We start from the raw sequence: 25,515 nt of genomic DNA, 5'->3' as shown, positions 1-25,515 counted from the left end.
CCCGTCCCGGTCCCTGTCCCTCGGTCATGCCTTTTCCGCCTTCCCCCGTGTGCCCTTGGGCCCCTTCGGGGCCTTCGGTGCCTGCTTCGGTACCTTCAGTTCCACTTCCGTGCCCTGGCCCGGCACCGAGATCAGTTCGGCGGTGCCACCGATCTCGCGCAGCCGTCCCCGGATCGACAGGGCCACCCCGAGGCGCCCCTCCCCCTCGGCCTGGGCGAGCCGGCCCTCGGGGATGCCGGGGCCGTCGTCCCGTACGGTCACGATCACCTCGTCCGGCTCGTCCTCGACCAGGATCCAGGCCCGGGCGTCCTCGCCCGCGTGGCGGTGGACGTTGTCGAGGGCCGCGCCGACCGCCGCGGCCAGTTCCCTCGCGGCCCCGGCCGGGAGCGCCACCGGTGTGCCCGGTTCGGAGAACGTCACCTTCGCGGTGGCGTACGGGGCGAGCAGCGGGCGCAGATCACAGGGGGCCAGGTCGTCCTGCGGGTCCGGCTCGTCCACCGTGCGTACGACGGCGCCTTCGGCCTCGTCCTCGGAGAGCCGCGAGACGGGTACGAGTCCGCCGGAGACCAGGGTGCGCAGCGCGACCTCCTGCTCGCCGGCAAGACGGCCCAGGTCGGCGGCCTCCCCGCCGATCGCGGAGCCGCGCCGCTGCACCATGGCCAGCACCTGTAGGACACCGTCGTGGATGTCACGGGCGAGCCGCTCGCGTTCGCGGGTCGCCGCCTCGATCTCCAGGGCGCGGGCCAGGGTGCGCTCGGAGGCGCGGGCGACCTCGACGACGTATCCGATGGCGATGGAGGCGACCCAGACCAGCAGCACGTTGTGGAGGGTGTCCTCGCTGAGCGCGCCGCGCTGCAGGACGTTGGCGACGCCGACGAGCGCCGAGGCGAAGGCCGCCCAGCGCCAGCCGCCCTTGATGGCGAACGCCAGCACCGCGCCCGCGGTCCATATCGAGGGGAGGGTCGGGCCGCCCGCCACGATCCGCTCGTGGGCGTCCGCGACCGGGGTGAGCAGGATGCCGGTGAGGGCGACGGTCAGATCGGCGGCGAGGAAGGGCTTGGTGCAGCTCTGCGCGTTGGCCACCTTGGGCAGGGTGGCGAAGGTCCAGGCGGCGAGCAGCACGTAGTAGCCGATGGCCACTTCGGGGCGGACGAACTCGTCGTTCTTCGCCACGAAGAGACCGATCGCGTAGAACAGCGTCAGGACGCGGTACCCCGTGAGCGCGCGCCACAGCGGCTGCTCGACCGACATCCTCATGACTCTCTCGCGCTTGGCCATGTCCCCAGTACCCCATCCCCCGCGGCCGCGTCCAGGTCTACGAGCCGGTCTGCTCCTTGTCGGCCCGCTCCTGGTCCCCTGCCTCGCGCGCCCGGTCGGCTTCCTTCTGGACGTCCTTCTGAACGTCCTTCTGTGCTTCCTTCTGTGCTTCCTTCTGGGCCTGCTTCTGTGCCTTCGCCGCCTCCGCGATCTGCCGCTTGGCGGCCGTCGCGTAGATGTCGACGTACTCCTGTCCGGAGAGCTTCATGATTTCGTACATGACCTCGTCGGTCACCGCGCGCAGCACGAAACGGTCGTGCTCCATGCCGCTGTAGCGGCTGAAGTCCAGCGGTTCCCCGATGCGGATGCCCGGGCGCATCAGCTTGGGCATCACCTTGCCGGGCGGCTGGATCTTCTCGGTGTCGATCATGGCGACCGGGATGACGGGCGCCCCGGTGGCCAGCGCCACGCGCGCGAGTCCGCCGGGCTTGCCCCGGTAGAGGCGGCCGTCGGGCGAGCGGGTGCCCTCCGGGTAGATACCGAAGAGCTCGCCGCGCTCGACGACGTCGATCCCGCTCCTGACCGCCGCCTCGCCCGCGCCCCGGCCGCCGGAACGGTCCACCGGCAGCTGGCCGACGCCCTTGAAGAAGGCGGCGGTCATCCGGCCCTTGACGCCGGGCGTGGTGAAGTACTCCGCCTTCGCGATGAAGGTGACCTTGCGGTCGAGGACCGCGGGGAGGAAGAACGAGTCCGAGAACGACAAGTGGTTGCTCGCCAGGATGGCCGGGCCCTCGGCGGGAATGTTCCTGAGGCCTTCCACCCAGGGCCTGAAGGCGAGCTTCAGGGGCCCTCCGATGGAAAACTTCATTGCGCCGTAGATCACCCGTGTGCCTCCTGTGTCTGTCGATCAGACCTTAACCCGGAGCACCGTCAATGGGCCCGACGGCCCTGGTCGGTGTCAGTGCCGTCGCGTACGGTGAAGTACGCCTCGAAGCTTCGGGGTGATCGTCGCGTCGCCCTTGAACGAACAGGAGACCGAAGGTGCCGGTCCTTCCCGGAGCTGAGCCGTTCCACCATGAGGGGGGAGAGGTCGGGGTCCTCCTCTGCCACGGCTTCACCGGTTCCCCGCAGTCGCTGCGCCCCTGGGCGGAGTATCTCGCCGAGCGCGGTCTCACCGTCTCGCTGCCGCTGCTGCCCGGGCACGGCACCCGCTGGGAGGACATGCAGCTCACGGGCTGGCAGGACTGGTACGCGGAAGTGGACCGCGAGCTGCGCGCCCTGCGCGAGCGCTGCTCACAGGTCTTCGTCTTCGGCCTCTCCATGGGCGGTGCGCTCACCCTGCGGCTCGCCGCCAAGCACGGCGACGAGATCAGCGGCACAGTGGTCGTCAACCCGGCGAACAAGGTGCACGGCCTCGCGGCGTACGCACTGCCATTGATCCGTCACTTCGTCAGGACGGTGGACGGCATCACCAGCGACATCGCCAAGGACGGCGGTATCGAGATCGGCTACGACAAGGTGCCCCTGCACGCGGCCCACTCGATGCGTAACTTCTACCGGCTGGTCGACGGTGAACTGCCGCAGGTGACCCAGCCGATGCTGCTCCTGCACAGCCCGCAGGACCATGTCGTGCCGCCCGCCGACTCGGCCCGCATCCTCAGTCGGGTGTCGTCCGTGGATGTCACGGAGATACTTCTGGAACAGAGCTACCACGTCGCGACGTTGGACCACGACGCGGACCGGATCTTCGAGGAGAGCTTCGCCTTCGTCTCCCGGCTCGCACCCGGTGCCGGCAAGGAGGCCGGCGCGGGTCAGGCGAGTCAGCAGGAAGGGACGGCCACTGGTGGCTGAGCACGACGCGGACCGCGAGCCCGACGAGAAGGACGCGGCGCCCGGCGGGGAGCAGGGCCCGTCGTTCGACGAGACCGCGGCCTGGGAGGCCATCGTGGCCGGATACGGCGACGAACCGCCGGACCCGCCCGGCGCGAAGCCCTTCAAGTCCGTGGAGGACCTGGCGCTCCTGGAGCCCGAGACGAACGACGCCGGCGGCGCGGGCGACTCCGGCGGCAAGAGCTCCGCGACGCCCAAGGGCGCCAAGGGCAAGCAGGGCGGTACGGACACCACGGGCCCCGAGGCCGACCCGGAGACCGATGCGAAGACCGGCCCGAAGGACGAGCCCGGCGCGGGGAAGCCGCTCGGCAGTTCCGTGGCGTTCGCGCCCGGTGTCGCCGGTCCCCGTGACTTCTCGGTGTCCGAACCGGCCGAGGAGGACTTCGACGAGGACGACGAGGGCCACTTCGTGCCGCCCGAGCCGCCCCCGCTGCCCGCCGCCGACGCCACGGCCAAGTTCGCCTGGCTGGGCGTGATCGGCGGGCCGGTGCTGCTGCTGCTCGCGGTGCTGCTCGGGTGGGAGATGACGTGGTACCTCGCCACGCTGGGCATCGGCGGCTTCCTCGGCGGGTTCGCCACGCTGGTGGGGCGGATGCGGGGCGACGAGGAGGACGAGGACGATCCGGGGCGCGGCGCGGTCGTCTGACGCCCGGCGTTTCCGACGTCCGGCGTTTCTGACGTCCGGCCTTATCGAGCGCTGGGGATTCTGAGGGCCGCCAGGACCGGGAGATGGTCCGTGGCGGCCCTCAGGTCCGTCTCGCTCACTCCGGGCTGGTCCAGGGGTACGCCGCAGCCCAGGATCTCCACGCCCGCGGTGGCGAAGAGCGCGTCGATGCGCTGGTGCGGGTCGCTCGGCGTGGAGGTGTGCTCCCCGCCCCAGGGGGCCACCGCCCAGCCGTCCTGCAGCGCTGCCGCGAGGCGCTTGAACGTCCGGCCGCTCGGGCGCTCGTTGAGGTCGCCGCCCGCGATGGCGTGCGGGGTGTCCAGGGCGGCGAGGCTGTCCAGGAGCAGGGCACCCTGCTCCTGGCGCTCGTCCTTCTGGAGCGAGAGATGGCAGCTCAGTACGCCGACGCGGGGGCCGTCCGCCCCGCCGAACCGTACGACGGCGGTCGCGAAGCCGCGCCGGTGCAGGCCGGGGGTGAGGGGCAGGAGCACGTCCTCGGTGCGTTCGACCGTGGCGCGCAGGGAGCACAGGAGGGCGGGGCCGGAGGCGGTGGCTCCGCCGGAGAGGACGACCTGGCCGGAGGCGGCCGCCAGGCGGGCCAGCTTCTTGCGCCAGCGGAAGAAGCGGGGGGCTTCCTGGAGGAGGACCAGGTCCGGTTCGCAGGCGGCGATCACCCGGGCGAGGGCGGTGGTGTCGTCCCGCAGGGACCGGATGTTGTAACTGAGGACCCGGACGACGACCGAACCGTCGGGCTCCGTGCGGGAACTGGGCAGCGGGTTTCCTGCCGGAATGGTCGACATAGGGATCAAGGTATCGGCTGGAGCGTGCCGGTTTGTCGTTCACCCGCGGGCCGGTGGGAGCTAGCCGCGCAGTTCCCCGCGCCCCTAAAAGATGAAAGGCAGGGGCGCAGCCCCGCTTTTCAGGGGCGCGGGGAACTGCGCGGGCGACCCCCACTCGGCCGCAGACGACGCACGTCCCCGCACCCCACGGAGCGATCCGCTACATGATCGGGTCGGGCTCGCGAGCCAGGTCCGCCGCGCCCACCAGCCCCGCCTCGTTCCCCAGCTGCGCGGCGATCACATCGGCGACGGGACGCCAGTTCCCGCCCACCAGCCACCGCTTGTACGACTTGCGGATCGGGTCGAGGACCAGTTCGCCCTCGTCGGAGAGACCTCCGCCGACGATGAACGCGGAGGGGTCGAAGAGCGAGGCCAGGTCGGCGAGACCGGCCCCCGCCCAGCGAGCCAGCTCGCGGTACGAGTCCACCGCCACCGGGTCGCCCTGCCGCGCCGCCATCGAGATGTGCTTGCCCTCGATGCCGTCGGGCGAGCCGTCGCCCAGCGACAGCAGGATGTCCGCGTTCTCCGGCGTCGCGTTGGCCCGCTGCTTCGCGTACCGGACGAGCGCACGGCCGGACGCGTACTGCTCCCAGCAGCCCTGCGAGCCGCAGCCGCACAGCAGGCCGTCCGGGACCATCCGGATGTGCCCGAACTCCGCGGCCACCCCGAAGTGCCCGCGGCGCAGCTTGTTGCCGATGATGATGCCGCCGCCCAGGCCGGTGCCGAGCGTGATGCAGATGACGTTGCGGTGCCCCTTGCCCGCGCCGAACTTGTACTCGCCCCAGGCCGCCGCGTTCGCGTCGTTCTCGACCACGACCGGCAGGCCCACCCGGGCCTCCACCGCTTCCTTCAGGGGCTCCTGCCGCCAGTCGATGTTCGGCGCGAAATAGACCGTCGAGCGCTGCCGGTTGACGTATCCGGCGGCACCGATGCCCACGCCGACGATCTCGTGCCCGGCCCTGGCGCCTTCGACGGCCGCGGCGATCGCGTCCACGATCGCCTGCGGCGTCGTGGGGGTCGGCACCTTGAAGGTCGAGAGGATGTTGCCTTCCTCGTCGACCACCCCGGCCGCGATCTTCGTGCCGCCGATGTCGACGCCGATGGTGAGTCCCATGAATCCCTCAGTTTCGGTCGAGCCCCGCTATGGCCAACCGTACCCGAGCGACTTCAGTCGAGGTCGATGTGTTCACCGCTACCGGTGCCCTTGCCGGTGCCCTCGTCCCGCGGGCGCGCGGCGGTGTCACGGGCGGTCCAGCGCCGCTCCTGCGCCTCGACGGCGGAGCGGTACGCGGCGAGCAGCTCGGAGCCGGCGCTCGCGAGGTGGTCGAACACATCGGGGTTGCGCTCGATGACGGGCTCGACGGCGGCCTTGGCCTGCTGCACGACCTGGTTCACCATCTGCTGGGCGGCGCCGCCCGCGACCGCGCCGAGCAGGGGCGACTGCAGTCCGGACAGCTTGTCGGCGACGGCGTCGACGAGTTTGCGCAGTTCCTCGGCGGCCGAGCCGGGCGGCTGGCCGTACTGGGTGCGGCGGCGGGCCTTCTCGGCGGCGAGGTCCTCGGCGCACGCCTTCGCCCAGGCGTCGTCGTCGGTCGCCCGGACCTCGTCGCGCTGGTCGTCGCGCTCCTCGCCGCGCACCGTGCCGTCCTGCACCGGGTCGAGCGCGTCCTCCCCCGCGTCGGACGTGGGGCGCTCATCGCTCATGGCGGACTCCAAGCATCGGCTCTGTGTCTCTCGACGTTACCCGAACGGGGTAGGCCGTTCACCGTGTCCGTGGCCACAGATCCGGGTCGGGCGTGAACCGGACACGCAGTTCGCCCTCGCGCAGGGAGGCACCGTCGACCGCGCAGCGGCGCAGGGCGGACGGGAGCGCGACGATCCGGCGGAACTGCCCGACGGTGACGACGAGTTCGTCCCCGCGGCGTACGAGGTCCAGCTCCTCGCGTATCGCGCCGGGCAGCGGGATGTGCCAGACGAGCACGCCGTCGTCGGCGAGCCGGTCGACGACGGGCCACACGAGGGGTCGGCAAGCGGCGGTGCCCGGACCGGTTTCGGGGACGGGCACGGGAAGCAGGGCCAGGTCCTCGGCACCGCGCGGGTCGCGGCCGAGGTGGGGCACCTCGTGCACCGCGCACGTCCCGGCGGAGCCCCACTCGTCACGCCATCCGTCGAGGGACTTGCGCTGCTGGACGGCGAGGGCGGCCAGCCAGGTGTCGGGGGACGTCTCGGGCAGGACGCGGTTGCCGATCAGGGCGTCGGTGCGCAGACCGCGCAGGGCGAGCCCGGTGACGGCCGACCGTACGGCGTCGGCGCCCGCGGGTCCCGGCTCGGCGACCAGCCGTACCGTCGTGGCCGGGTCCTCGACGGCCAGTTGGACCGCGGCCAGTTCGACGTCCCAGCGGGCCGCCGTCTCGTACAGCCGGTCCGTCGGCATGGGGACGCCGGCCAGGCGGCCGAGGACGGGGCGCAGAGCGCGGGCGGCCTGGCGTTCCGCGGGCAGCAGACGGCGCAGGTAGCGGCGCAGCTGCTCCGGGAGGGCCAGCAGGGCGAGTGCCTGGGCGACCGGCGGCAGGTCGACGACCAGCAGGTCGAAGGTGTCCGCGGCGGCCGCGTCGCGCAGGGCGCGGAGCAGGGTGAGCTCCTCGGCGCCGGGCAGAGGGGTGAGCTCCTCGGCGTCCAGCCGGGCCGAGCCCAGCAGGTCGAGGGCGGTGGAGGCCTGTTCCTGGAGGGCCAGGAGGTCGGCCCGGAAGCTCTCGCCCGCGTCCGGCCGCCAGGCGGTGAGCCCGGGAGCGGCCTCGACGGGCGCGGAGCCGGTGGGAGCGCCCAGGGCGGCACCGAGGGTGTCGGTGCGGTCCGCGGAGAGCACCAGGGTGCGGGTGCCCCGGCGGGCGGCCTCCCGAGCGGTGGCCGCGGCGACGGTGGTGCGGCCGGAACCGCCGGGGCCGGTGATCAGGATGGTGCGCATGGAGGTGAACGGTACGTGGTGCGGCGGCGCCCGCGACGGGCCGCTACTTCTCGCCCGGCCCCGCCTTCTTGCCGGCGTCCCCCGACTCCGCTTCCTCACCGGCCGCCTTGTCGGCCTCCTCGGCGGCGTCGCCCGACTCCACGCGCTTCTTCAGGCCCGCCAGCGCGCGGTCGATGATGACCTTCTCCGCCTTGCGCTTGATCATGCCGAGCATCGGGATCTTGACGTCGACGGTCAGCCGGTAGGTGACCTCGGTGGCGCTCAGACCGGCCGGCTTGAGGATGTACGAGCCGTCGAGCGAGCGGAGCATCTGGGACTTGACCAGGGTCCAGGAGACCTCGTGGTCGCCGGTCCAGGTGTAGCCCAGGGTCTGGTCGTCCTTGATGGCGCCCGCGTCCATGACGAGACGCACCTGCTCGGCGCGGCCCTTCTCGTCCGTCGCGAGCACCTGCGCCTCCTTCACCTCGCCCGTCCAGTCGGGGTAGCGGGCGAAGTCGGCGATGACCGCCATGACGTCGGCCGGTGCCGCCTCGATCGTGATACTCGAACTGGTGTTTTCCGCCATCGCTGTGGCTCCTCCAGATGCGGTCCGGACAGGGGGTTCTGCGGGCACGAGGCTTCTGCGGGGTACGAACGCTTTCTACCTGTGTGCGCAGCGTGAACGCTACCGCGCTGGGAAGGCCCCGCCGCCCCCGGCCCCGCGACCGCCGGTGGCCCCGGCGCCCCTCACCACTCCAGCGCCCACGGCTTGCCCGTCCCGGCGAAGTGGCCCACGTTCACGCACTCCGTGGCGCCGATCCGCATCCGCCGGGCGAGCGGCTGGTGGACGTGCCCGAAGAGCGAGTAACGCGGCCTGGTGCGCCGGATCGCGGCCAGCAGCGCCCGGCTGCCCCGCTCGAAGCGCCGCGCCACCGTGTCGTAGACCAGCTCGGGCACCTCGGGCGGGATGTGGGTGCAGAGCACGTCGACCTCCCCGACGGCCTCGATCTTCGCCGCGTACTCCTCGTCGCTGATCTCGTACGGCGTGCGCATGGGGGTACGCAGTCCGCCGCCGACGAAGCCGAAGACGCGGCCGGCGATCTCGACGCGCTGCCCGTCGAGCACGGTGGTGCCGGGTCCGGCGTACTCCGACCAGAGGGACGGGATGTCGACGTTGCCGTAGGTGGCGTACGTCGGAGTGGGGAACGCGGCGAAGAGTTCGGCGTACTGCTTGCGTACGGCCTTCTCGATGGCGGGGCCGCGGTCGACGCCCGCCCACAGCCGGGCACCCAGGGCCCGGGCCTCGTCGTAGCGGCGGGCGGTGCGCAGCTCGACGATCCGGTCCGTGTTCTCGGTGCCGAAGAGGTCCGGGAAGATGCCGCGGGAGTGGTCGGCGTAGTCGATGAAGAGGACTAGGTCGCCCAGACAGATCAGGGCGTCCGCGCCCTCACCCGCCTTGACCAGGTCACGGGCGTTGCCGTGCACGTCGCTCACGACGTGGATCCGGGTTCTCGGGGACGCCCCCGCGGTCTCTCGCTCGCCGCCGCTGTCGCCGCCGCCTTGTGTACCTGCCATGGCGATCAAGGGTAGGCCTGTGGAGCAAAGGTGTGTAGACGCGGGCGGACCTGCGGTTACTACCCAGTCAGTAACGGGTTGGACTACTCTGCGCCAAGGAACGCCAACACGTGTGACGCGGGGAACATCTCGCCGGACCCCCCTGTCGTAGAGGCACTACCGGCGGGTAACGTCCGGGCAGTCCAGTCGTGCTCAGGGTTTCAACAACCGACTCCCGGAGCACCTGCCCGAGCCTTGGACCGCTCCGTCGCATCACACGAAGTCGTGGCGTCGGCGCCCTATGAGGAGCAGCAGTCTTGCGCGAGTTCAGCCTTCCGGCTTTGTACGAGGTCCCTGCGGACGGCAATCTGACCGACATCGTCCGCAGAAACGCCGCGCAGCATCCCGATGTCGCGGTCATCGCCCGCAAGGTCGGCGGTACCTGGACGGATGTCACGGCCACCGCCTTCCTCGCCGAGGTGCAGGCCGCCGCGAAGGGCCTGATCGCCTCGGGCGTCCAGCCCGGCGACCGCGTCGCCCTGATGTCCCGCACGCGGTACGAGTGGACGCTGCTCGACTTCGCCATCTGGAGCGCGGGCGCCGTCACCGTACCGGTGTACGAGACCAGCTCCCCGGAGCAGGTGCAGTGGATCCTCGGCGACTCCGGAGCGATCGCGATCGTCGTGGAGCTGGACGCGCACACCGCCGCCGTCGAGTCCGTGCGCGACCGGCTGCCGCACCTCAAGCACGTCTGGCAGATCGAGGGCGGCGGGATCGACGAGCTCGACCGCGCCGGCAAGGACGTCTCGGACGCCGCGGTCGAGGAGCGCAGCTCGCTCGCCAAGGCCGACGACCCGGCGACGATCGTCTACACCAGCGGCACCACCGGGCGCCCCAAGGGCTGTGTGCTGACCCACCGCAGCTTCTTCGCCGAGTGCGGCAACATCGTGGAGCGGCTGCGGCCGCTGTTCCGTACCGGCGAGTGCTCGGTGCTCCTCTTCCTGCCGCTCGCGCACGTCTTCGGACGGCTCGTGCAGGTCGCGCCGATGATGGCGCCGATCAAGCTGGGCATGGTCCCGGACATCAAGAACCTCACCGACGAACTGGCCTCGTTCCGGCCGACGCTGATCCTCGGTGTGCCGCGCGTCTTCGAGAAGGTCTACAACTCGGCGCGGGCCAAGGCGCAGGCCGACGGCAAGGGCAAGATCTTCGACAAGGCGGCGGACACGGCGATCGCGTACAGCCGCGCGCTGGACACCCCGGCGGGGCCGTCGATCGGCCTGCGGATCAAACACAAGACGTTCGACAAACTCGTCTACAGCAAGCTGCGCGCGGTGCTCGGCGGCAAGGGCGAGTACGCGATCTCGGGCGGCGCGCCGCTGGGCGAGCGCCTCGGCCACTTCTTCCGCGGCATCGGCTTCACGGTCCTTGAGGGGTACGGGCTGACCGAGTCCTGCGCGGCCACCGCGTTCAACCCGTGGGACCGGCAGAAGATCGGCACGGTCGGGCAGCCGCTGCCGGGCTCGGTGATCCGCATCGCCGACGACGGCGAGGTGCTGCTGCACGGCGAGCACCTGTTCAAGGGGTACTGGAACAACGAGGGCGCGACCGAGGAGGCGCTGGCCGACGGCTGGTTCCACACCGGTGACATCGGCACGCTCGACGAGGACGGGTACCTCCGGATCACCGGCCGCAAGAAGGAGATCATCGTCACGGCGGGCGGCAAGAACGTCGCCCCTGCCGTCATCGAGGACCGCATCCGGGCGCACGCGCTGGTCGCGGAGTGCATGGTCGTCGGCGACGGGCGGCCGTTCGTGGGCGCGCTCGTCACCATCGACGAGGAGTTCCTGGGGCGCTGGGCCGAGGACCACGGGAAGCCTGCCGGGTCGACCGCGGCGTCCCTGGCACTCGACCCGGATCTGCTCGCGGCGCTCCAGAGCGCGGTGGACGACGGGAACGCGGCGGTGTCGAAGGCGGAGTCCGTGCGGAAGTTCCGTGTGCTGTCGCACCAGTTCACGGAGGATTCGGGGCACTTGACCCCGTCGCTGAAGCTGAAGCGGAATGTTGTGGCGAAGGATTACGCGACGGAGATCGAAGCGATCTATCAGGCCTGAGGCCCGCGTGCTCCTTGCACCTGCGCCCCGGCGATGGGCGCGCCTGAACGATTGCGCAGTTCCCCGCGCCCCTGAGAAGCGGGGCTCCGCCCCTGCTGAAACGCCCGCAGGGCACGTTTCAGGGGCGCGGGGAACTGCGCGGCCAGCCCCCACCGGCCCGCACACGTCGCGGCGCGTGCTTTTCAGGGGCGCGGGGAACGGCGCAATCCTTTAGGTCGGCCCCCACCGGCCCGCGCTTTCAGGGGCGCGGGGAACTGCGCAGTCCTTTACGCGCGCCCCCGCCGGCCCCCAGCCCCCAGCCCCCGCTACAGCAACCCCCGCAACCCCTCCGCCAGGAGGTCCCAGCGCCAGTGGGACTCGACCCACTCCCGCCCCCGCTCCCCCATCCGCCGCCGCAACTCCGCATCGCCGAGGAGCGTGACGATCCGGTCCGCGGCGTCCTCCGCGGAGCCACCCCGCACCACCCACCCCGTCTCCCCGTCGAGCACCGCGTCCGGCGCACCCCCGGAGTCACCCGCGACCACGGGAAGGCCCGTCGCGGAAGCCTCCAGGTAGACGATGCCGAGCCCCTCCACGTCCAGCCCCCCGCGCCGCGTCCGGCACGGCATGGCGAAGACGTCACCCGCCCCGTAGTGGGCCGGGAGTTCGGACCAGGGCACCGCCCCGGTGAAGCGGACGGAATCGGCGACACCGGTCTCGTACGCGAGCCGGCGCAGTTCCTTCTCGTACGGCCCGCCCCCCACGATCAGCAGCACGGCCTCAGGCTCGCTCGCCAGGATGCGCGGCATCGCGAGAATCAGCGTGTCCTGCCCCTTGCGCGGGACCAGCCGCGAGACGCACACCACCACCGGCCGGTCGGTGAGACCGAGCCGCGCCCGGACGGCGTCCCCGCCCGACCCGGGGTGGAACGTCTTCTCGTCGACCCCGGGCGGAAGTTGCACCATCCGACCCGCCGCCTCGGGCGTCAGCGCGGTGGCGATCCGCGACCGGGTGTACTCCCCGAGATACGTGATCGTGTCCGTCGACTCCCCGATCCTGCCCAGGAGTTGACGCGCGGCAGGCAGCTGCGCCCACCCCGCCTCATGCCCGTGCGTGGTGGCCACGAGCCGCTCCGCGCCCGCCTTGCGCAGCGCGGGCGCGAGCAGCCCGAGCGGCGCCGCCGCACCGAACCACACCGAGGTGCAGCCGTGCTCCCGCAGCAGCCCGACGGCCCGCCGGGACACCCTCGGAGTGGGCAGCAGCATGGTTGTTCGGTCGCGTACGATGACGAAGGGCTGTTCGGCGTCGAAGGCCGCTGTGGCCTCGGCACCTTCCCGGCCGCGCTTCCACGTGGAGGCGTAGACGACGAGCCGTTCGGGGTCCAGGCGCAACGCCATGTTGTGCAGGAAGGCCTGGATACCGCCCGGTCTCGGCGGGAAGTCGTTGGTCACGATCAGGGTCTTGTGCATGGTCTCGCGCATCGCCGTCGACAGTACCGAACCCGTACCCCACAGCTCGGCCCGGCCGCGCTTCACGGCTCTCGCACAGCCGCACGGGGGATCATGACCGCACAGGTGAGGCGGCGGCGGAGCGGCACGGCGGATCCGTACGGAACAAAGGGCAGGTGGGCATGGCGGCAGCCAGGGGGCCGAGGTTCCCGTACGCACTGCTGGCGACCTGGGGCCTGACCAGACTGCTGCTCCTGCTCTTCGTCTTCAAGGTGTTCGTCTTCCCCGGCCCGGACGTCACGAGCGACGTCTCGGTGACCTACCAGAACTGGTACGAGGTCCTGCGCACCGGCACGTTCCCACTGAACGACGTCACCTGGCAGTACCCGCCGGCCGCCGCGCTCGCGATCCTCTCCCCCGCGCTCCTGCCCTTCCTCGCCTACACGCAGGCGTTCTTCGTCCTCGCCTGCGCCGCGGACCTGATCGCCTTCGGCCTGCTCCTGTACGCGGCCCTGCGCACCGACGGACCGGCGCCGGTGTCGGTGCGCGGCGTCTGGGTGTGGGTGATCGGCGTCCCCCTGCTCGGGCCGACCGTGTACGCGCGCTACGACGTGATAGTGACCGCCGTCGCCGTGGCCGCGCTGCTCGCGGGCGTGCGGCACCCGAAGGTGATGGGCGTCCTCGCGGCGATCGGCGCGATGCTGAAGGTGTGGCCGGTGCTGCTGCTCGTGGGCACGACCGGACGCAAGGCCTGGGGCGCGGCCGCGGCCGCCGCGGCGGCCATCGCGCTGGTGTTCGTCGTGTCGATGCCGGGCGCGTTCGCGTTCCTGACCTTCCAGCGCGACCGCGGGACCGAGGTCGAGTCGCTGGGCTCGCTGGTCTTCCACATCGCCCGGCACCACGGCTGGGAGGGCCAGGTCCTGCTCAACTACGGCTCGGTGGAATTCCTCGGCCCGTACGTCGACGTGGTGAGCACGGTGGCGCTGATGCTGACCGGGCTCGCCTTCGGCTGGCTGCTCCTGTGGCGGCTGTGCGCGACCCGCTTCCTGGTGCACACGGCCGCCGACGCCGCGTTCATGGCGGTCCTGCTGTTCACCACGACGAGCCGGGTCATCAGCCCGCAGTACCTGGTGTGGCTGGTCGGGCTGGCCGCCGTGTGCCTGCTCTTCCGCGGCAGCCGGATGGGGTGGCCGGCGGTGATGGTGCTGGCGGCGTGCCTCTTCACCGTCCTGGAGTTCCCGATCTTCTTCGCGGACGTCGTCGCCAGCACCGACCTTGGCATCGAACTGCTCGTGATCCGCAACGGCCTGCTGGTCGCGGCGACCGTCACCGCGGGGGTGCTCCTGTGGCGCGACACCGTGTCGTACGCGGATCCGGCCCCGGCGCCCGGCCGGGCGGAGCCCGCCGACGAGGAATCCCTGACCTCCTGATGCCACGGGGCCCACCGGCACCCCGTGCATCACGTGCATCACGTGCATCACGGGGATTTGCTTCACACGCAATTTCACGGCCACTAGATTCACCCGCATGCAACTGGACCTGAATCTGCTCACCGCGCTCGACGCCCTGCTCGAAGAGGGCAGCGTGACGGACGCCGCCGCCCGCCTGCATGTGTCCACTCCCGCGATGAGCCGCACCCTGGGCCGGATCCGCCGGGCCACGGGCGACGAGATCCTGGTGCGCACCGGCCGCACCATGACACCCACACCCCGCGCCCTCGCCCTGCGTGCGACCGTGCACGAGCTGGTCCAGCAGGCCCGGACGGTCCTGTCCCCCGACACGGAGGTCGATCTGGCGGCCCTGGAGCGGACCTTCATCCTCAAATGGCACGACGCGCTCGCCGCGGCGGCCGGCCCGCACCTGATCCGCTCCCTGCACGCCGAGGCACCCGGGGTCCGGCTGCGTTTCCTGGCGGAGGCCAGTACCGACACCCATGACCCTCGCCGGGGGGACATCGACCTCGAAGCCGGCGCGAGCGAGCCCTCCTCGCCCGAGATCCGTCACGAGGTCGTGGGCCACGACCGGCTGGTCCTGGCCCTGCGCCCCACCCACCCGCTGTGCGACGGGAGAGAGGGCGGCGACGGCACGCTCGGCCTGGAGGACTACGTGAGTGCCGAGCACATCACCGTCTCCCGCCGGGGACGGCTGCGCGACCCCATCGACGACGTACTGGAGGCCCGGGGACTGAGCCGTCGGGTCGTGGCCGCCGCCCCCACCGCCGCCACGGCCCTGCAGTTCGTCCGCCACCACGACCTGGTCGCCGCGGTGCCCCGGCTGATCAGCCGCCCGCTGCTGGACGGCCTGGGCCTGTGCGTCCGGCCACTGCCGCTGCCCATGCCCGAGGTCCCCGTCCAGCTGGCCTGGCACCAGCGCTACGACAACGACCCCGCCCACACCTGGCTGCGCCGGCACGCCCGTACCGCCCTGCACGAGGCGTGCGCCGCCACCGACGGCGTGACACCGGGCCCGTGACGGCCGCCGTCACCCTGAACGTCTCAGCGCACGCGGCGGATCCGGATCGGGCCGCGGGCCTTCGCCGGCTCGACGACCCGGCCGCCCTGGGTGATCTCCACCTCGCCGGCCTCGACGAGCCGTCCGGCAGCGCGGCGGGCGGGTTCCATGAGGGCGCGCCAGCCGTCGCCGTCGCCCGTGTACACCGCCCGCGCGGCGTCCGAGGGGCAGATCGTCGCGGTCGGGGCACGGCGCTCCAGCAACTCCAGGATGGCCCGCTCCAGGCGCCGGTCGTCCCGCCGTCCGCTCTCCGTCACCCCGCCAGCGTCGCACCGGGCGCACCGCACGGCCAGCGCGGCACGGAGGAACACCCGACAGGCGCCCCCTCCCTCGTCACGCGAACCCGCCTCGCACGAGCCCCCGTCACACGAGCCGGTCACGCAGATACGTCTGCCACAGCGCCGTGAATTCCTCCGGCGAGGTGTCCAGGACCTCCCGCAGCCCCGCCTCCACCGCCCCCGCGCGCTTCTCGTGCGCGCCCACGGTCCGGTAGAACTCCCCCAGCCGCACCTCGCCCCACCGCTCGGCGATCATCCGGCAGGCCAGCCACCCGCTCTCGTACGCCCGCGCCAGCTTCGCCGCGTCCCCGCCGAACCCGAAGTCCCCGTCCTTCGGCAGCGCGTCCGGCACCCGTCCGTCCAGCACCGCGCGCGTCAGCTCGGGCGCGACCTGTGGCGCGGTGCGCCCGGTGCCCAGATAGCCGACCCAGTCCGCGTACCCCTCCGACAGCCACAGCGGGGTCGCCGCCGAGGTCGAGGCGCGGGTCGCGACATGGGTCGTCTCGTGCGTGAGCACGACCTGCCGCCCGAAGGAACCCAGCACCCCGTACGCGTCCGGGTTCACGATGATCCGGTCGGCGGGCGCCTTGCCGGAACCGCCCGCCTCGCCCGTGGTGACCGCGGCGATCCCCCGGTACCCGGACGCGGGCGCCCCCAGCAGCTCCGCCATGCCCTCCAGCGACTTCGGTACGAGGACGACGACCTTCCCCGGCCACTTCCCGCCCCACGCCTCCCGTACCGCGGGCACCGCGCGGTCGGCGAGGTCCGCGTAACCGCGCAGCGTGCCGCGGGACTGCCCGACCCCCAGGACGAGGCTGTGCTCGCCGCGTACGGCCAGCACGGGCCCCTGCTCCCACAGTTGCCGGCTCGCGTCGCCCGCGGGCCGGTCGGCGCTCACGTACCAGCGTCCCCCGGCGCGGACGAGGCTCAGCGTGCGCGGGGTGACGACGGGCGCCCGGTCGTAGCCGTCGATGCGGTAGCGCAGCTCCGCGTCGGCCGTGGCGCGGTCGCCCGAGCGGTGCAAGCCGGTCACGCGGTACGACCAGTCGGTCAGCGGGACCGCGCGCAGGTTCCTGAACTCCGTGCGCGCCCCGGCCCGTTCGGCGGCGGCGACGGAGCCGGGCGGCGCCGTCGCCACGAAGGCCTTCTCGCTGCCGTCGCGCACCGCCGCCGCCCGCCGGTCCAGCACCTGGCGGACCTCGGCGGACGCGGCGTCGGTCCCGGCGGAGCCGCCGCAGCCGACCAGTCCCGTCAGCCCCGCCAGACCCGTCAGGCCCGCCAGCAACAGCCCCATGACCCTCTTCGGCGCACGTCCACGACCAGCCACGATCCTGATCGTACGGCGCGGGGTGCGACGGGTCAGGGGCGCGTCACGGCCGAGACGGGCATCATGCCCACCGGGTCGTAGCGGACCGCGGCGCCCGGGTAGGGCGCGTGGACCACCTGGCCGTTGCCCACGTACATGCCGACGTGGCTGGCGTCGTCCCGGTAGGTGACGATGTCACCGGGCTGCGCCTGGGAGAGCGGCACCTGCCGTCCGGCGTGCGCCTGGGCCTGCGAGGTGCGCGGCAGACCGACACCGGCCTGCGCGTACGACCACTGGGTGAGGCCCGAACAGTCGAAGCCGGAGGGCCCGTTGGCGCCCCAGATGTACGGGCGGCCGACCGCGGAGCGGGCCGCGGCGACGGCGGCGGCAGCGCGCCCGGAGGACGGGACGGCGCCGGTGAGGTCGGGGGCCCGGCCGGAGCGGGAGGCCCGGTCGTAGGCGGCGCGGTCGGCGTCCGGCATCGAGTTGAGCAGTTGCCGTGCCTTGGACAGCTTCCGCTCGACGGTGCGTTTGTGCCGGGCGACGGCCTCGCGGCTGCGGTCCAGTTCGTCGAGCTTGCTCGTCGTCTCCGCACGTTCCTGGGCGAGGTCGCGCATGGCTGTCTGCAGTTCCTTCAGTTCCCCGGCCTGGCGGGCGCTGATCCGGTCGAGCGCGGCGGCCTTGTCCAGGTACTCGTCGGGGTCGTCGGCGAACATCAGCGCCAGCGAGGGGTCGAGGCCGCCGGAGCGGTACTGGGCCCCGGCGAGCGAACCGAGCGCGTCCCGCATGGTGTTGATGCGGTCCTGCTGTCGGGCGATCCGGTCCTGCGCCCTGTCCACCTCGTCGCGCAGGAGATCGGCGCGCTCGTCGGCCTTGTTGTACGACTCGGTGGCGTGCTCCGCCTCCTCGTACAGGCGGTCCACCTCCGCGCGGTTGTCGTCCTGCGGCGCGGCGCCGGCCGGCAGGACGCCGAGGGCCGCGGCGGCGACGGTCAGTACGCACAGGGTGGCGCCTCGGGCGCCCCGGTCGAAGCCGGACGGTGCAAGGCGGCGATGGGACCCCACAGGAAGCCGCACTCCCTTCCGCTGACGGACCCCCGGAGTTGGGGGAAACGCGCCAGACAGTAGTCGTGCGACTACGCGGTGGCCAAAGACCCATACGTGTACACAACGCGACGCCCCGCCTCAGACGCAGGTCATGGGCGGGGCGTGGGGTCAGCGGGCGTCACCGGAATTCGCCCGTTCGGGCGGCGTGGCGACCTGCCTGCGGGAAAGTCCCGAGGCGCTGGGATCAGACGCGGACACCGAACTGGAAGGAGCCGATCGTGCTCATCGACTCCAGCCGGACGACGGCGCCGGGCTTCGGCGCGTGCAGGACCACACCGTTGCCGGCGTACAGGCCTACGTGCGCGAGGCTGTTGAAGAAGACGAGGTCGCCGGGCTTGAGCTCGCCGCGGCCGATCTTCACGCCGTCGTTCTGCTGCGTGTAGGTGGTCCGGGTTATGGACTGGCCGGCCTGGTTGTAAGCCCACTGCGTCAGACCGGAGCAGTCGTACGAGTTGGGGCCGCTGCCACCGGACACGTACGGCTTGCCCATCTGGGTCTTCGCGGCGGCGAGGGCGGCGGCACCGCGCTCGGAGGCGGGCACCTCGTTGCCGAGCTCGACACGGTCCCCGGCGTCACGGCTGGCGCGCGTGTCGGCGGTCTTGATGGCCGCCTGCTCCGCGGCCGTCAGGGTGTTCAGGAGCTGGCGCGCCTTGGCGAGCTTCTCCTGGACCTCCTTCTTCTTCTTGCTCAGGGTCTTGCGGGTGTCGGAGAGCTCCTTGAGCTTGCCGGCCGCTTCCTGCCGCTGCTGGGCGAGGACCCGCTGCTTGTCCTGGACCTTCTTGAGCGCCTCGACCTGCTGAGCGCTCAACTGGTCGATGGCGGACGCCTTGTCGAGGTAGTCGTCCGGGTCCGAGGAGAGGAACAGCTGCACGGAGGGGTCGACGGCGCCCGTGCGGTACTGGGAGCTGGCCATCAGACCGAGGCCGTCACGCATGGAGTTGAGATCGTCCTGGCCGCGGGCGACCTGGTCCTGGAGAGTGTCGATCTCCTTCTCCAGCTTCTCCTGCTTCTCCTCGGCGCCGTTGGCCCGGTCCGTGGCCAGCGCCGACTCTTCGTAGAGCTTGTCGACCTTGCTCTTGACCTCGTCCTTGCTGGGCTTCTCGCTGGGCGCGGCGTTGGCAGCCTGCGAGCTGAGGGCAACGGCAGCGGCGGCGGCAGTGGTGAGCACGGTCACACGGGTGCGGCTCGGCTGCTTCGGTCGACGGTGGGACGCCACGGAGGCGAGCTCCTTCATTACCTCAGCCGCCCACCGAAGACGCCGGTTGGCGGTGCCCCTCCACCGTCACTCCCAATGAGTGATCACCCGAGTGGAGGTTCGACGCCTGACCCTAGTGACCACCTGTGATCAGTTCAAATCCTCCCCGGAAAAATCTCGGTCACCGATCGCATTCTTTACAATCAACTCACGTGCAGTAACGCTCTCTTGACACTACGTTGCGTGAAGGTTTCGCCAAGTCGGGCAAGACGACCATGCGTTGCCCTTGGTGCGTCAGAGACCTATGGGACGTACGGGACAGAACGGCGACCATGGATCACCGAAGCCGCGAGGGTGCCCAATCGGGGCGGGTCTCAACCCCTCGAAAGACGCTTGAGCAGCACCACGGAGGCCACCGGACGGGCACCCGCGCTCGCCACTCCGTCGGCCACCTCGCGGTCCGTGGAGACGACGATGACGGGCCGTCCCGGCGGTTCGGCGCGCACCAGCTGGCGGATCAGTTCGTCCGCGGTGACACCCGGCTTGGAGAACAGCACCCGCACCCCGCGCGGCGGGGCGAGCAGCACCGGGGCGGCCAGTTCGGCCCCGTCGAAGACACAGGTGACCTCGGCGCCGGTCTGCGCGGCGAGTTGCGAGAGCTGACCGAGCAGCCGCAGCCGCTGCTTCTCCAGCGGCATCTGCGGATAGCCGGTCTTGGTGACGTTGTACCCGTCGACGACCAGATGCGCCTGCGGCAGCGCGAGCAACTGGTCGAGGACGGCGGGATCGCTGTCGGACAGCGCACGGGCCGCGATGTCCTTCGGTGTCATCCGGCCCGGCTCGACCGCGTCCACGGTCTCCGCCGGCCGCACCGACACCGGCGGCAGGGCGAGTTCGCGCCGCAGCCCCTGCGTGGCTTCGAGCACGGTGTCCAGGAGCAGCCGTACGCGCATGTCCTCGACACTGCGCCCCTCGCGCGCCGCGCGGCGGGTGGCCTCCAGGGAGCCCTCGACCTCGCCGAGCCGCTGTTTCAGCCGCCGGCTCTCGCTCTCGGCGGCGGAGACCTGGGCCTGCCCCTCGCCCCGTACGGCCTCCATCTCGCCGCGCAGCTTGCGCAGGGCCGCCTCGCCCCGTTTGACGTCGCTGAAGGCCCCGCGCAGCTTGCGGTGAAGCGATTCCGCTTCCTTCTTCGCCGCGTCGAGTTCGGTGCGCAGCCGCTCCGTCTCGGCCCGGGTCTGCCCACGGGCCTCGGCCAGCTCCTCGCGCAGCCGCTCCAGCTCGACACGGCTCTCCTCGTCGGCACGCTCGGCGTCCGCCCGCAGGGCCTCCTCGCCGGCGGCGGTGACCAGCTTGACCCAGCCCGTGGGGCGCAGCACATAGGCCGCGGCCGCCACGTCCAGCGGGTCCGCGGCCGGGGGCGGCGAGCCCGAGTCGAGAGCGCCGGCCAGCTCGGGCTGGGCATCTCTGAGCTTCTCGGCGATGCGCTGTCTGAACAGCGGATCGGTCTCCATGGCCGCCGCCATCGCGGTCCCCGCGAACTTGGCACGGCGATTGGGGGCGAACCGGGCGTACTGCCGCAGCTGTGTGGGCAGTTCGGCCACGGTCAGCCCGCCGAACCCGTCCGACACGATCTGTACGACCCTGCGGCGCACCCCGTCGGGCAGCGGACGGTCGAGCACCTCGGCGTCGCCGTCGTCCGGCTCACCGCCTGTGGTCTCCACCATCCTTCACCCCATCGTCCGTGCGGGGCCCGCTCCTGTCAGGAGCGGGCGCCCGGCCTGTCCACCAGTTCCACCTGATCCACCGCGTTGCACCAGCGGCAGCGCACGGAGTCGATGGTCTCACTGACCACGTTGCGTTCCTCGACCTTGGGTTCCCCGGCCAGGTCCAGATGCACGTACTCGACGACCTTCGACGAGCGGGTCACGTCGAATCGCGTGAGGTTGCCGCAGAGCGTGCAGCGCCACCGGGTCTCGGCCGTCGGGAGGGGAACCGTCATCGTGGCAGTCGCTCTCTTTCCGTAAGTCCTCGTGCCGCTCCGGATTCCCCGGAGCGTGTGGCTCGTAACCCTACGGCCTGGCGGGTACTCGACGCCCGTCCACCGGCAGCGGCGAGGCGCTCTGTGCGGTTCGGTCCCGTTACGTCATGCTCTGTTCATGCTCGGCAACTGGGGTGCCCCCGGCAACAGGACGGTCAGAACGGTCAGGGCGATCCGGAGCCACCCCGCTCCGGTGACCTACGGACTGATCGCGCTGTGCTGCGCGCTCTTCCTGATCGGTCCGGCCTCGGGGCTCAGTCCCTCGTACGGCACCGGTGACGAGCTTCTTTCCGCGCAGCGGGCCTATTTCGAACAGTGGGGCGTGGTGCCCGTCGAACTGTTCGAGGGAACACTGCGGGCCCTCGCCACCCCGGCCACCGCGCTGTTCGTGCACGGCAGCTGGCTGCATCTGCTGGGGAACATGCTCTTCCTCTACGTCTTCGGGGCGATGGCCGAGGAGAGGATGGGCCACTTCGAGTTCGCCCTCTTCTACCTGGGGTGCGGCTACCTCGCCCTGCTGGGGTACGCGGTCGCCCACGCCGACTCGTCGCAGACCCTCGTCGGTGCGTCGGGGGCGATCTCCGCGGTCCTCGGCGCGTTTCTGTACCTGTTCCCCAAAGCCCGGGTGACCAGTCTCTTCCCGTTCCTCTTCTTCCTCCCGCTGCGGTTCCCCGCATGGGTGGTGCTCCCGTTCTGGGTGTCCCTGCAGTGGCTGGCCGCGGGGCGCGCCTCGCAGGGCCCGGGGGTCGCCTATCTGGCGCACCTGCTGGGCTTCTCCGCCGGGTTCCTCTACGCGTGGGTGCGGTACGGGCGTCCGGCTAGAGTGAAATCCCCAGCGACGGCCACCGAGGGAGAAAACCAGCCGTGATCACCGCGATCGTGCTCATCAAGACCAGCGTGGACCGGATTCCCGAGATCGCCGAGTCGATCGCGGCGCTGGACAGCGTCAGCGAGGTGTTCTCCGTGACCGGGACGTACGACTTGATCGCCATGGTCCGGGTGAAGGCCCATGACGATCTGGCGGACGTCATCCCCGGCATGATCAGCAAGATTCCGGGCGTCGAGGGGACGGACACGCATGTGGCGTTCCGGACGTACTCGCAGCACGACCTGGAGGCGGCGTTCGCCATCGGCGGCGACAACTAGGCCCGGTCAGGGGCGCGGGGAACGGCGCAATCCTTCAGGGGCGCGGCCCGTCAGGCAGCCGGCACGCAGCGCCCGTTCTCCGTGCGGTAGTTCCAGCTCGCGCCGTTCGCCACGAGCTCCTTGACCGCTCCCACGAAACGCTCCACGTGCTCGTCGGGGGTGCCGACGCCGAAGCTGACACGGATGGCGTTCAGGGACTTCTCGCCGGGGGCGGCCTCGGGAGCACCGCACTCCCCCTGGGACTGCGGGTCGCTGCCGAGGAGTGTACGGACCAGCGGGTGGGCGCAGAAGAGACCGTCGCGGACGCCGATGCCGTACTCGGCGGAGAGCGCGGCGGCGAAGTGCGAGCTGTTCCAGCCCTCGACGACGAACGAGATGACGCCGACGCGCGGGGCGTCGTCGCCGAAGAGCGAAAGCACCCGGACCTCGGGCACCTCGGCGAGGCCCTGGCGAACCCGTGCGACGAGCTGCTGCTCACGGGCGACGAGCGAGTCGAAGCCGGCCTCGGTGAGGGCCTTGCAGGCGGAGGCGATGGAGTAGGCGCCGATGACGTTGGGCGACCCGGCCTCGTGCCGTGCGGCGCTCTCGTGCCACTCCACGTCCACACCGCCGTCCGTCCGCCGTGACACCTTCCGCGAGGCGCCTCCGCCGGCCAGGTACGGGTCGGCCTCGCGCAGCCAGTCGAAGCGTCCCGCGAGCACGCCCGAGCCGAACGGCGCGTACAGCTTGTGGCCGGAGAAGGCGACCCAGTCCACGTCCAACTCCTGTACGGAGACGGGGTGGTGGGGTGCGAGCTGGGCCGCGTCGAGCACGATACGGGCGCCGTGGGCGTGGGCGGCGGCGGCCAGTTCCCGTACGGGCCACAGTTCGCCGGTGACGTTCGAGGCACCGGTCACGCACACGAGCGCCGGACCGTACGGGTCGCGGCCGGACAGTGCCTTCTCCAGCGTCGCGACGGCCTCGCCCGGGGTGCGCGGGGCGTTGAGGTAGGTGACGCGGGCGTCCTGCCACGGCAGCAGCGAGGCGTGGTGCTCGGTCTCGAAGACGAAGACCTGGCAGTCGGCGGGCAGGGCGGCGGCGAGGAGGTTGAGCGAGTCGGTGGTGGACCGGGTGAAGACGACCTCGTCGTCGTCACGGCAGTCGAGGAACTCCGCGACGGTCCGGCGGGCGTTCTCGAAGAGATCCGTGGAGAGCTGGGAGAGATAGCCGGCCCCGCGGTGCACGCTGCCGTAGTACGGGGCGTACGCGGCCACGTCGTCCCAGACCCGCTGGAGGGCGGGGGCGCTGGCGGCGTAGTCGAGGGCGGCGTAGGTGACCTCGCCGCCGGTCACGAGCGGAACGGTGACGTCCCGGCCCAGCACGGGCAGGGACCCCGGGGCGTCGGTGTCACAGTGGGCGGTCCGGCCGGCGGCAGCGGTGGAGACAGACATGGCGAGCTCCTGTGAGAGGCAGGCGAAATCACTGTGCGGGCGGGCATGGCAGCCCGGCACAGGAAAGGTGAAAGGGGTACGCGGAAGTGGGGCTCGGCGCCCTATCGCATTCGCTTGCTCATGAAAGGCTCCCTCGAACGACCAGGACCCCTGGTGCATCTGCCCTGACGAGCGGCGAGGGGTCCGCGCTTGCCGTAGACCTCACTGCCTACGACCTGGTCTTCACCCGGGGCACCCCGCCACGGACGGAGGGTTGCCGGACAGTCGGCCGGGGCCTGTTGACTGTCACTCATGACCTGCCAGCATCATGCCACACGATGATCGGACAGCAACCCCCCTGTCCGCATACCGGGACAGCCGGATACGGGGTGACCGTCACTGCCCGGGGGCTCCGCCCCCAACCCCCCGTTGCGCAGTTCCCCGCGCCCCTAAAAACATCCCCCGGCGCCCCAAGCTACCGACGGGGCGGGGAGACGAGAGGGACACGGGGGCTTAGGGCCAGAGCCCAGAGCCCGGGGACCGGGGACCGGGGACCGGGGACCGGGGACCGGGGACCGGGGACCGGGGACCGGGGAAAAGCTGGGCGCAGCCCGCTTTTCAGGGGCGCGGGGAACTGCGCGGCCCACCCCCACCGACCCGCAGCCAACCCCGCAAACGCCAGCGCCAGCGCCTACGCGTTGGTCGCAGCCACCCACCCCTCCAGCGTCCGCAACGCCGCGCCGGAGTCGATCGCCTCCGCGGCGCGAGCCATCCCGCCGCGGATCTGCTCGGCGAGCGATCCCGGCCCCGGCGCGAGCGCCACCAGCGCCGCCGCAGAGTTCAGCAGCACAGCGTCCCGTACAGGCCCGCGCTCCCCCTGAAGCAGCCGCCGGGCGACATCCGCGTTGTACGACGCGTCAGCCCCCCGCAGCGCCTCCACGGGCACCAGCTCGATCCCCACGTCCCGCGGATCGAACGCCTCCTCGCGCACCTTGCCGTCCCGCACGACCCACACCCGGGACGTCGCCGTGGTGGTCAGCTCGTCGAGCCCGTCGTCACCGCGGAAGACGAGCGACGAGTTGCCGCGCTCCGCGAGGACCCCGGCCACGATGGGCGCCATGGGCGCGTGCGCGACTCCGACCGCCTGGGCCCGCACCCGGGCCGGATTGGTCAGCGGGCCGAGGAAGTTGAAGGTCGTCCGGATCCCCAGCTGCCCGCGCGCAGCCGCCACGTGCCGCAGCGCCGGATGAAACTTCACCGCGAAGCAGAAGGTGATCCCGGCCTCCTCGGCCACCTCGGCCACCCGCCGCGGAGTCAGCTCCAGGTTGACGCCGAGCTTTTCGAGCACGTCCGAGGCACCGGACGCGGAGGACGCGGCGCGGTTGCCGTGCTTGACGACCTTGGCACCCGTACCCGCGATGACGACGGCGGACATCGTCGAGATGTTGACGGTCTTCGCCCCGTCCCCGCCGGTGCCGACGATGTCGACGGTGTCGCCCGGCACGTCGATCACATTGGCGTGCGCGTACATCGTGCGCACCATGCCGGAGATCTCCTCGACGGTCTCGCCCTTGGCCCGCAGCGCCACCGCGAAGCCGGCGATCTGCGCGTCGGTCGCCTCGCCCCGCATGATCAGGTCCATCGCCCAGGCCGTGTCGTCGGCGCTCAGGTCGCGCCCGTCCAGCAGACCGTTCAGCAGGGCGGGCCAGGAACGGCCCGCCGCGAAGTCGCCTCCAGCGGGGGTCACAGCACTCATCTGCCGCTCCTGGGTCCGTGTTCGTGGGTGTGGGTCCACCCTATCCAGCCCCCGGGACGGCAAAGAGCCCCGTCCATGCAA

General features: G+C 71.7%; 24 protein-coding genes and 1 riboswitch. Of the genes, 7 read left to right on the top strand and 17 right to left on the bottom strand.

Features of this window, described 5'->3' with window-relative positions:
• Nucleotides 1-24: 24 nt before the first annotated feature.
• Nucleotides 25-1,278: a MacS family sensor histidine kinase gene (gene macS, locus J8N05_RS15775; RefSeq protein WP_210883380.1), complete on the bottom strand. Its 1,254-nt coding sequence runs from the start codon at nt 1,276-1,278 to the stop codon at nt 25-27.
• Between the two features lie 37 nt (nt 1,279-1,315).
• Nucleotides 1,316-2,125 carry a lysophospholipid acyltransferase family protein gene (locus J8N05_RS15770; RefSeq protein ID WP_210883378.1) on the bottom strand — a complete coding sequence of 270 codons (810 nt, stop codon included), beginning with the start codon at nt 2,123-2,125 and terminating at the stop codon, nt 1,316-1,318.
• A 173-nt stretch (nt 2,126-2,298) separates the two neighbouring features.
• On the opposite strand from J8N05_RS15770, the gene J8N05_RS15765 reads away from it, so the two are divergent.
• Both J8N05_RS15765 and J8N05_RS15760 read left to right on the top strand, forming a co-directional pair.
• Complete coding sequence (locus J8N05_RS15765; protein ID WP_210883376.1) at nt 2,299-3,108, top strand: alpha/beta hydrolase; 810 nt, start codon at nt 2,299-2,301, stop codon at nt 3,106-3,108.
• On the top strand, nt 3,101-3,793 hold the full coding sequence (locus J8N05_RS15760) for a hypothetical protein (RefSeq protein WP_210883374.1): 693 nt from the start codon (nt 3,101-3,103) through the stop codon (nt 3,791-3,793). Before J8N05_RS15765 ends, J8N05_RS15760 begins: the two co-directional genes overlap by 8 nt.
• Nucleotides 3,794-3,834: 41 nt before the next feature.
• Here the strand turns inward: J8N05_RS15760 and J8N05_RS15755 are convergent, their stop codons facing one another.
• From J8N05_RS15755 to J8N05_RS15730, 6 genes are all read right to left on the bottom strand, one after another.
• Nucleotides 3,835-4,611 carry an endonuclease/exonuclease/phosphatase family protein gene (locus J8N05_RS15755; RefSeq protein WP_210883372.1) on the bottom strand — a complete coding sequence of 259 codons (777 nt, stop codon included), beginning with the start codon at nt 4,609-4,611 and terminating at the stop codon, nt 3,835-3,837.
• Nucleotides 4,612-4,810: 199 nt separating this feature from the next.
• Nucleotides 4,811-5,764 (bottom strand): ROK family glucokinase, encoded by a 954-nt coding sequence (locus J8N05_RS15750; protein WP_107017445.1) that lies wholly within the window; start codon nt 5,762-5,764, stop codon nt 4,811-4,813.
• A 53-nt stretch (nt 5,765-5,817) separates the two neighbouring features.
• On the bottom strand, nt 5,818-6,354 hold the full coding sequence (locus tag J8N05_RS15745; RefSeq protein WP_210883370.1) for a DUF5304 domain-containing protein: 537 nt from the start codon (nt 6,352-6,354) through the stop codon (nt 5,818-5,820).
• Between the two features lie 58 nt (nt 6,355-6,412).
• Nucleotides 6,413-7,615 carry an ArsA family ATPase gene (locus tag J8N05_RS15740; RefSeq protein ID WP_210883368.1) on the bottom strand — a complete coding sequence of 401 codons (1,203 nt, stop codon included), beginning with the start codon at nt 7,613-7,615 and terminating at the stop codon, nt 6,413-6,415.
• A 43-nt stretch (nt 7,616-7,658) separates the two neighbouring features.
• Nucleotides 7,659-8,180, bottom strand: coding sequence for an SRPBCC family protein (locus J8N05_RS15735; RefSeq protein ID WP_247706293.1), 522 nt, complete (start codon nt 8,178-8,180; stop codon nt 7,659-7,661).
• 161 nt (nt 8,181-8,341) lie between these two features.
• Nucleotides 8,342-9,169: a metallophosphoesterase family protein gene (locus J8N05_RS15730; protein WP_247706292.1), complete on the bottom strand. Its 828-nt coding sequence runs from the start codon at nt 9,167-9,169 to the stop codon at nt 8,342-8,344.
• Between the two features lie 296 nt (nt 9,170-9,465).
• Between J8N05_RS15730 and J8N05_RS15725 the strand changes: the two genes are divergently transcribed.
• Complete coding sequence (locus J8N05_RS15725) at nt 9,466-11,262, top strand: AMP-dependent synthetase/ligase (RefSeq protein ID WP_210883366.1); 1,797 nt, start codon at nt 9,466-9,468, stop codon at nt 11,260-11,262.
• Between the two features lie 305 nt (nt 11,263-11,567).
• On the opposite strand, the gene J8N05_RS15720 is transcribed toward J8N05_RS15725, so the two are convergent.
• The gene (locus J8N05_RS15720) at nt 11,568-12,710 is read right to left on the bottom strand and encodes a glycosyltransferase family 4 protein (protein ID WP_210890204.1); all 1,143 of its coding nucleotides are present in this window, start codon (nt 12,708-12,710) and stop codon (nt 11,568-11,570) included.
• A 161-nt stretch (nt 12,711-12,871) separates the two neighbouring features.
• Here J8N05_RS15720 and J8N05_RS15715 point away from each other — a divergent pair, with 161 nt between their 5' ends.
• Both J8N05_RS15715 and J8N05_RS15710 read left to right on the top strand, forming a co-directional pair.
• Complete coding sequence (locus tag J8N05_RS15715) at nt 12,872-14,119, top strand: glycosyltransferase 87 family protein (protein ID WP_210883364.1); 1,248 nt, start codon at nt 12,872-12,874, stop codon at nt 14,117-14,119.
• Nucleotides 14,120-14,216: 97 nt separating this feature from the next.
• Nucleotides 14,217-15,161, top strand: a complete 945-nt coding sequence (locus tag J8N05_RS15710) for a LysR family transcriptional regulator (protein WP_210883362.1) — start codon at nt 14,217-14,219, stop codon at nt 15,159-15,161.
• Nucleotides 15,162-15,184: 23 nt separating this feature from the next.
• On the opposite strand, the gene J8N05_RS15705 is transcribed toward J8N05_RS15710, so the two are convergent.
• From J8N05_RS15705 to J8N05_RS15680, 6 genes are all read right to left on the bottom strand, one after another.
• Complete coding sequence (locus J8N05_RS15705) at nt 15,185-15,457, bottom strand: DUF3253 domain-containing protein (protein WP_210883361.1); 273 nt, start codon at nt 15,455-15,457, stop codon at nt 15,185-15,187.
• Between the two features lie 106 nt (nt 15,458-15,563).
• Nucleotides 15,564-16,805: a hypothetical protein gene (locus tag J8N05_RS15700; RefSeq protein WP_384283039.1), complete on the bottom strand. Its 1,242-nt coding sequence runs from the start codon at nt 16,803-16,805 to the stop codon at nt 15,564-15,566.
• 32 nt (nt 16,806-16,837) lie between these two features.
• Nucleotides 16,838-17,848, bottom strand: a complete 1,011-nt coding sequence (locus J8N05_RS15695; protein ID WP_210883360.1) for a C40 family peptidase — start codon at nt 17,846-17,848, stop codon at nt 16,838-16,840.
• Nucleotides 17,849-18,074: 226 nt separating this feature from the next.
• A complete protein-coding gene (locus tag J8N05_RS15690) occupies nt 18,075-19,106 on the bottom strand; it encodes a C40 family peptidase (RefSeq protein ID WP_247706291.1) in 1,032 nt (343 codons plus the stop codon).
• A gap of 353 nt (nt 19,107-19,459) precedes the next feature.
• The gene (locus J8N05_RS15685) at nt 19,460-20,809 is read right to left on the bottom strand and encodes an NYN domain-containing protein (protein ID WP_210883358.1); all 1,350 of its coding nucleotides are present in this window, start codon (nt 20,807-20,809) and stop codon (nt 19,460-19,462) included.
• Nucleotides 20,810-20,844: 35 nt separating this feature from the next.
• The gene (locus J8N05_RS15680) at nt 20,845-21,084 is read right to left on the bottom strand and encodes a hypothetical protein (RefSeq protein WP_107017438.1); all 240 of its coding nucleotides are present in this window, start codon (nt 21,082-21,084) and stop codon (nt 20,845-20,847) included.
• A gap of 157 nt (nt 21,085-21,241) precedes the next feature.
• Between J8N05_RS15680 and J8N05_RS15675 the strand changes: the two genes are divergently transcribed.
• Together J8N05_RS15675 and J8N05_RS15670 are read left to right on the top strand one after the other, a co-directional pair.
• Nucleotides 21,242-21,991 (top strand): rhomboid family intramembrane serine protease, encoded by a 750-nt coding sequence (locus J8N05_RS15675; protein ID WP_210883357.1) that lies wholly within the window; start codon nt 21,242-21,244, stop codon nt 21,989-21,991.
• Nucleotides 21,988-22,269, top strand: coding sequence for an Lrp/AsnC family transcriptional regulator (locus J8N05_RS15670; protein ID WP_107017436.1), 282 nt, complete (start codon nt 21,988-21,990; stop codon nt 22,267-22,269). The genes J8N05_RS15675 and J8N05_RS15670 overlap by 4 nt, the downstream gene beginning before the upstream one ends.
• A 50-nt stretch (nt 22,270-22,319) precedes the next feature.
• Here the strand turns inward: J8N05_RS15670 and J8N05_RS15665 are convergent, their stop codons facing one another.
• The gene (locus J8N05_RS15665) at nt 22,320-23,699 is read right to left on the bottom strand and encodes an aminotransferase class V-fold PLP-dependent enzyme (protein WP_210883356.1); all 1,380 of its coding nucleotides are present in this window, start codon (nt 23,697-23,699) and stop codon (nt 22,320-22,322) included.
• Nucleotides 23,700-23,879: 180 nt separating this feature from the next.
• A riboswitch (SAM riboswitch) is annotated at nt 23,880-23,996 on the bottom strand.
• A 373-nt stretch (nt 23,997-24,369) separates the two neighbouring features.
• Nucleotides 24,370-25,434, bottom strand: coding sequence for an anthranilate phosphoribosyltransferase (trpD, locus tag J8N05_RS15660; protein ID WP_210883354.1), 1,065 nt, complete (start codon nt 25,432-25,434; stop codon nt 24,370-24,372).
• Between the last annotated feature and the right edge of the window lie 81 nt (nt 25,435-25,515).

The sequence above is a fragment of the Streptomyces liliiviolaceus genome (assembly GCF_018070025.1).
GTDB lineage: Bacteria > Actinomycetota > Actinomycetes > Streptomycetales > Streptomycetaceae > Streptomyces > Streptomyces liliiviolaceus.
Note: the sequence above shows the minus strand (reverse complement) of the source record. Positions and strands in the feature narration are given on the sequence as shown.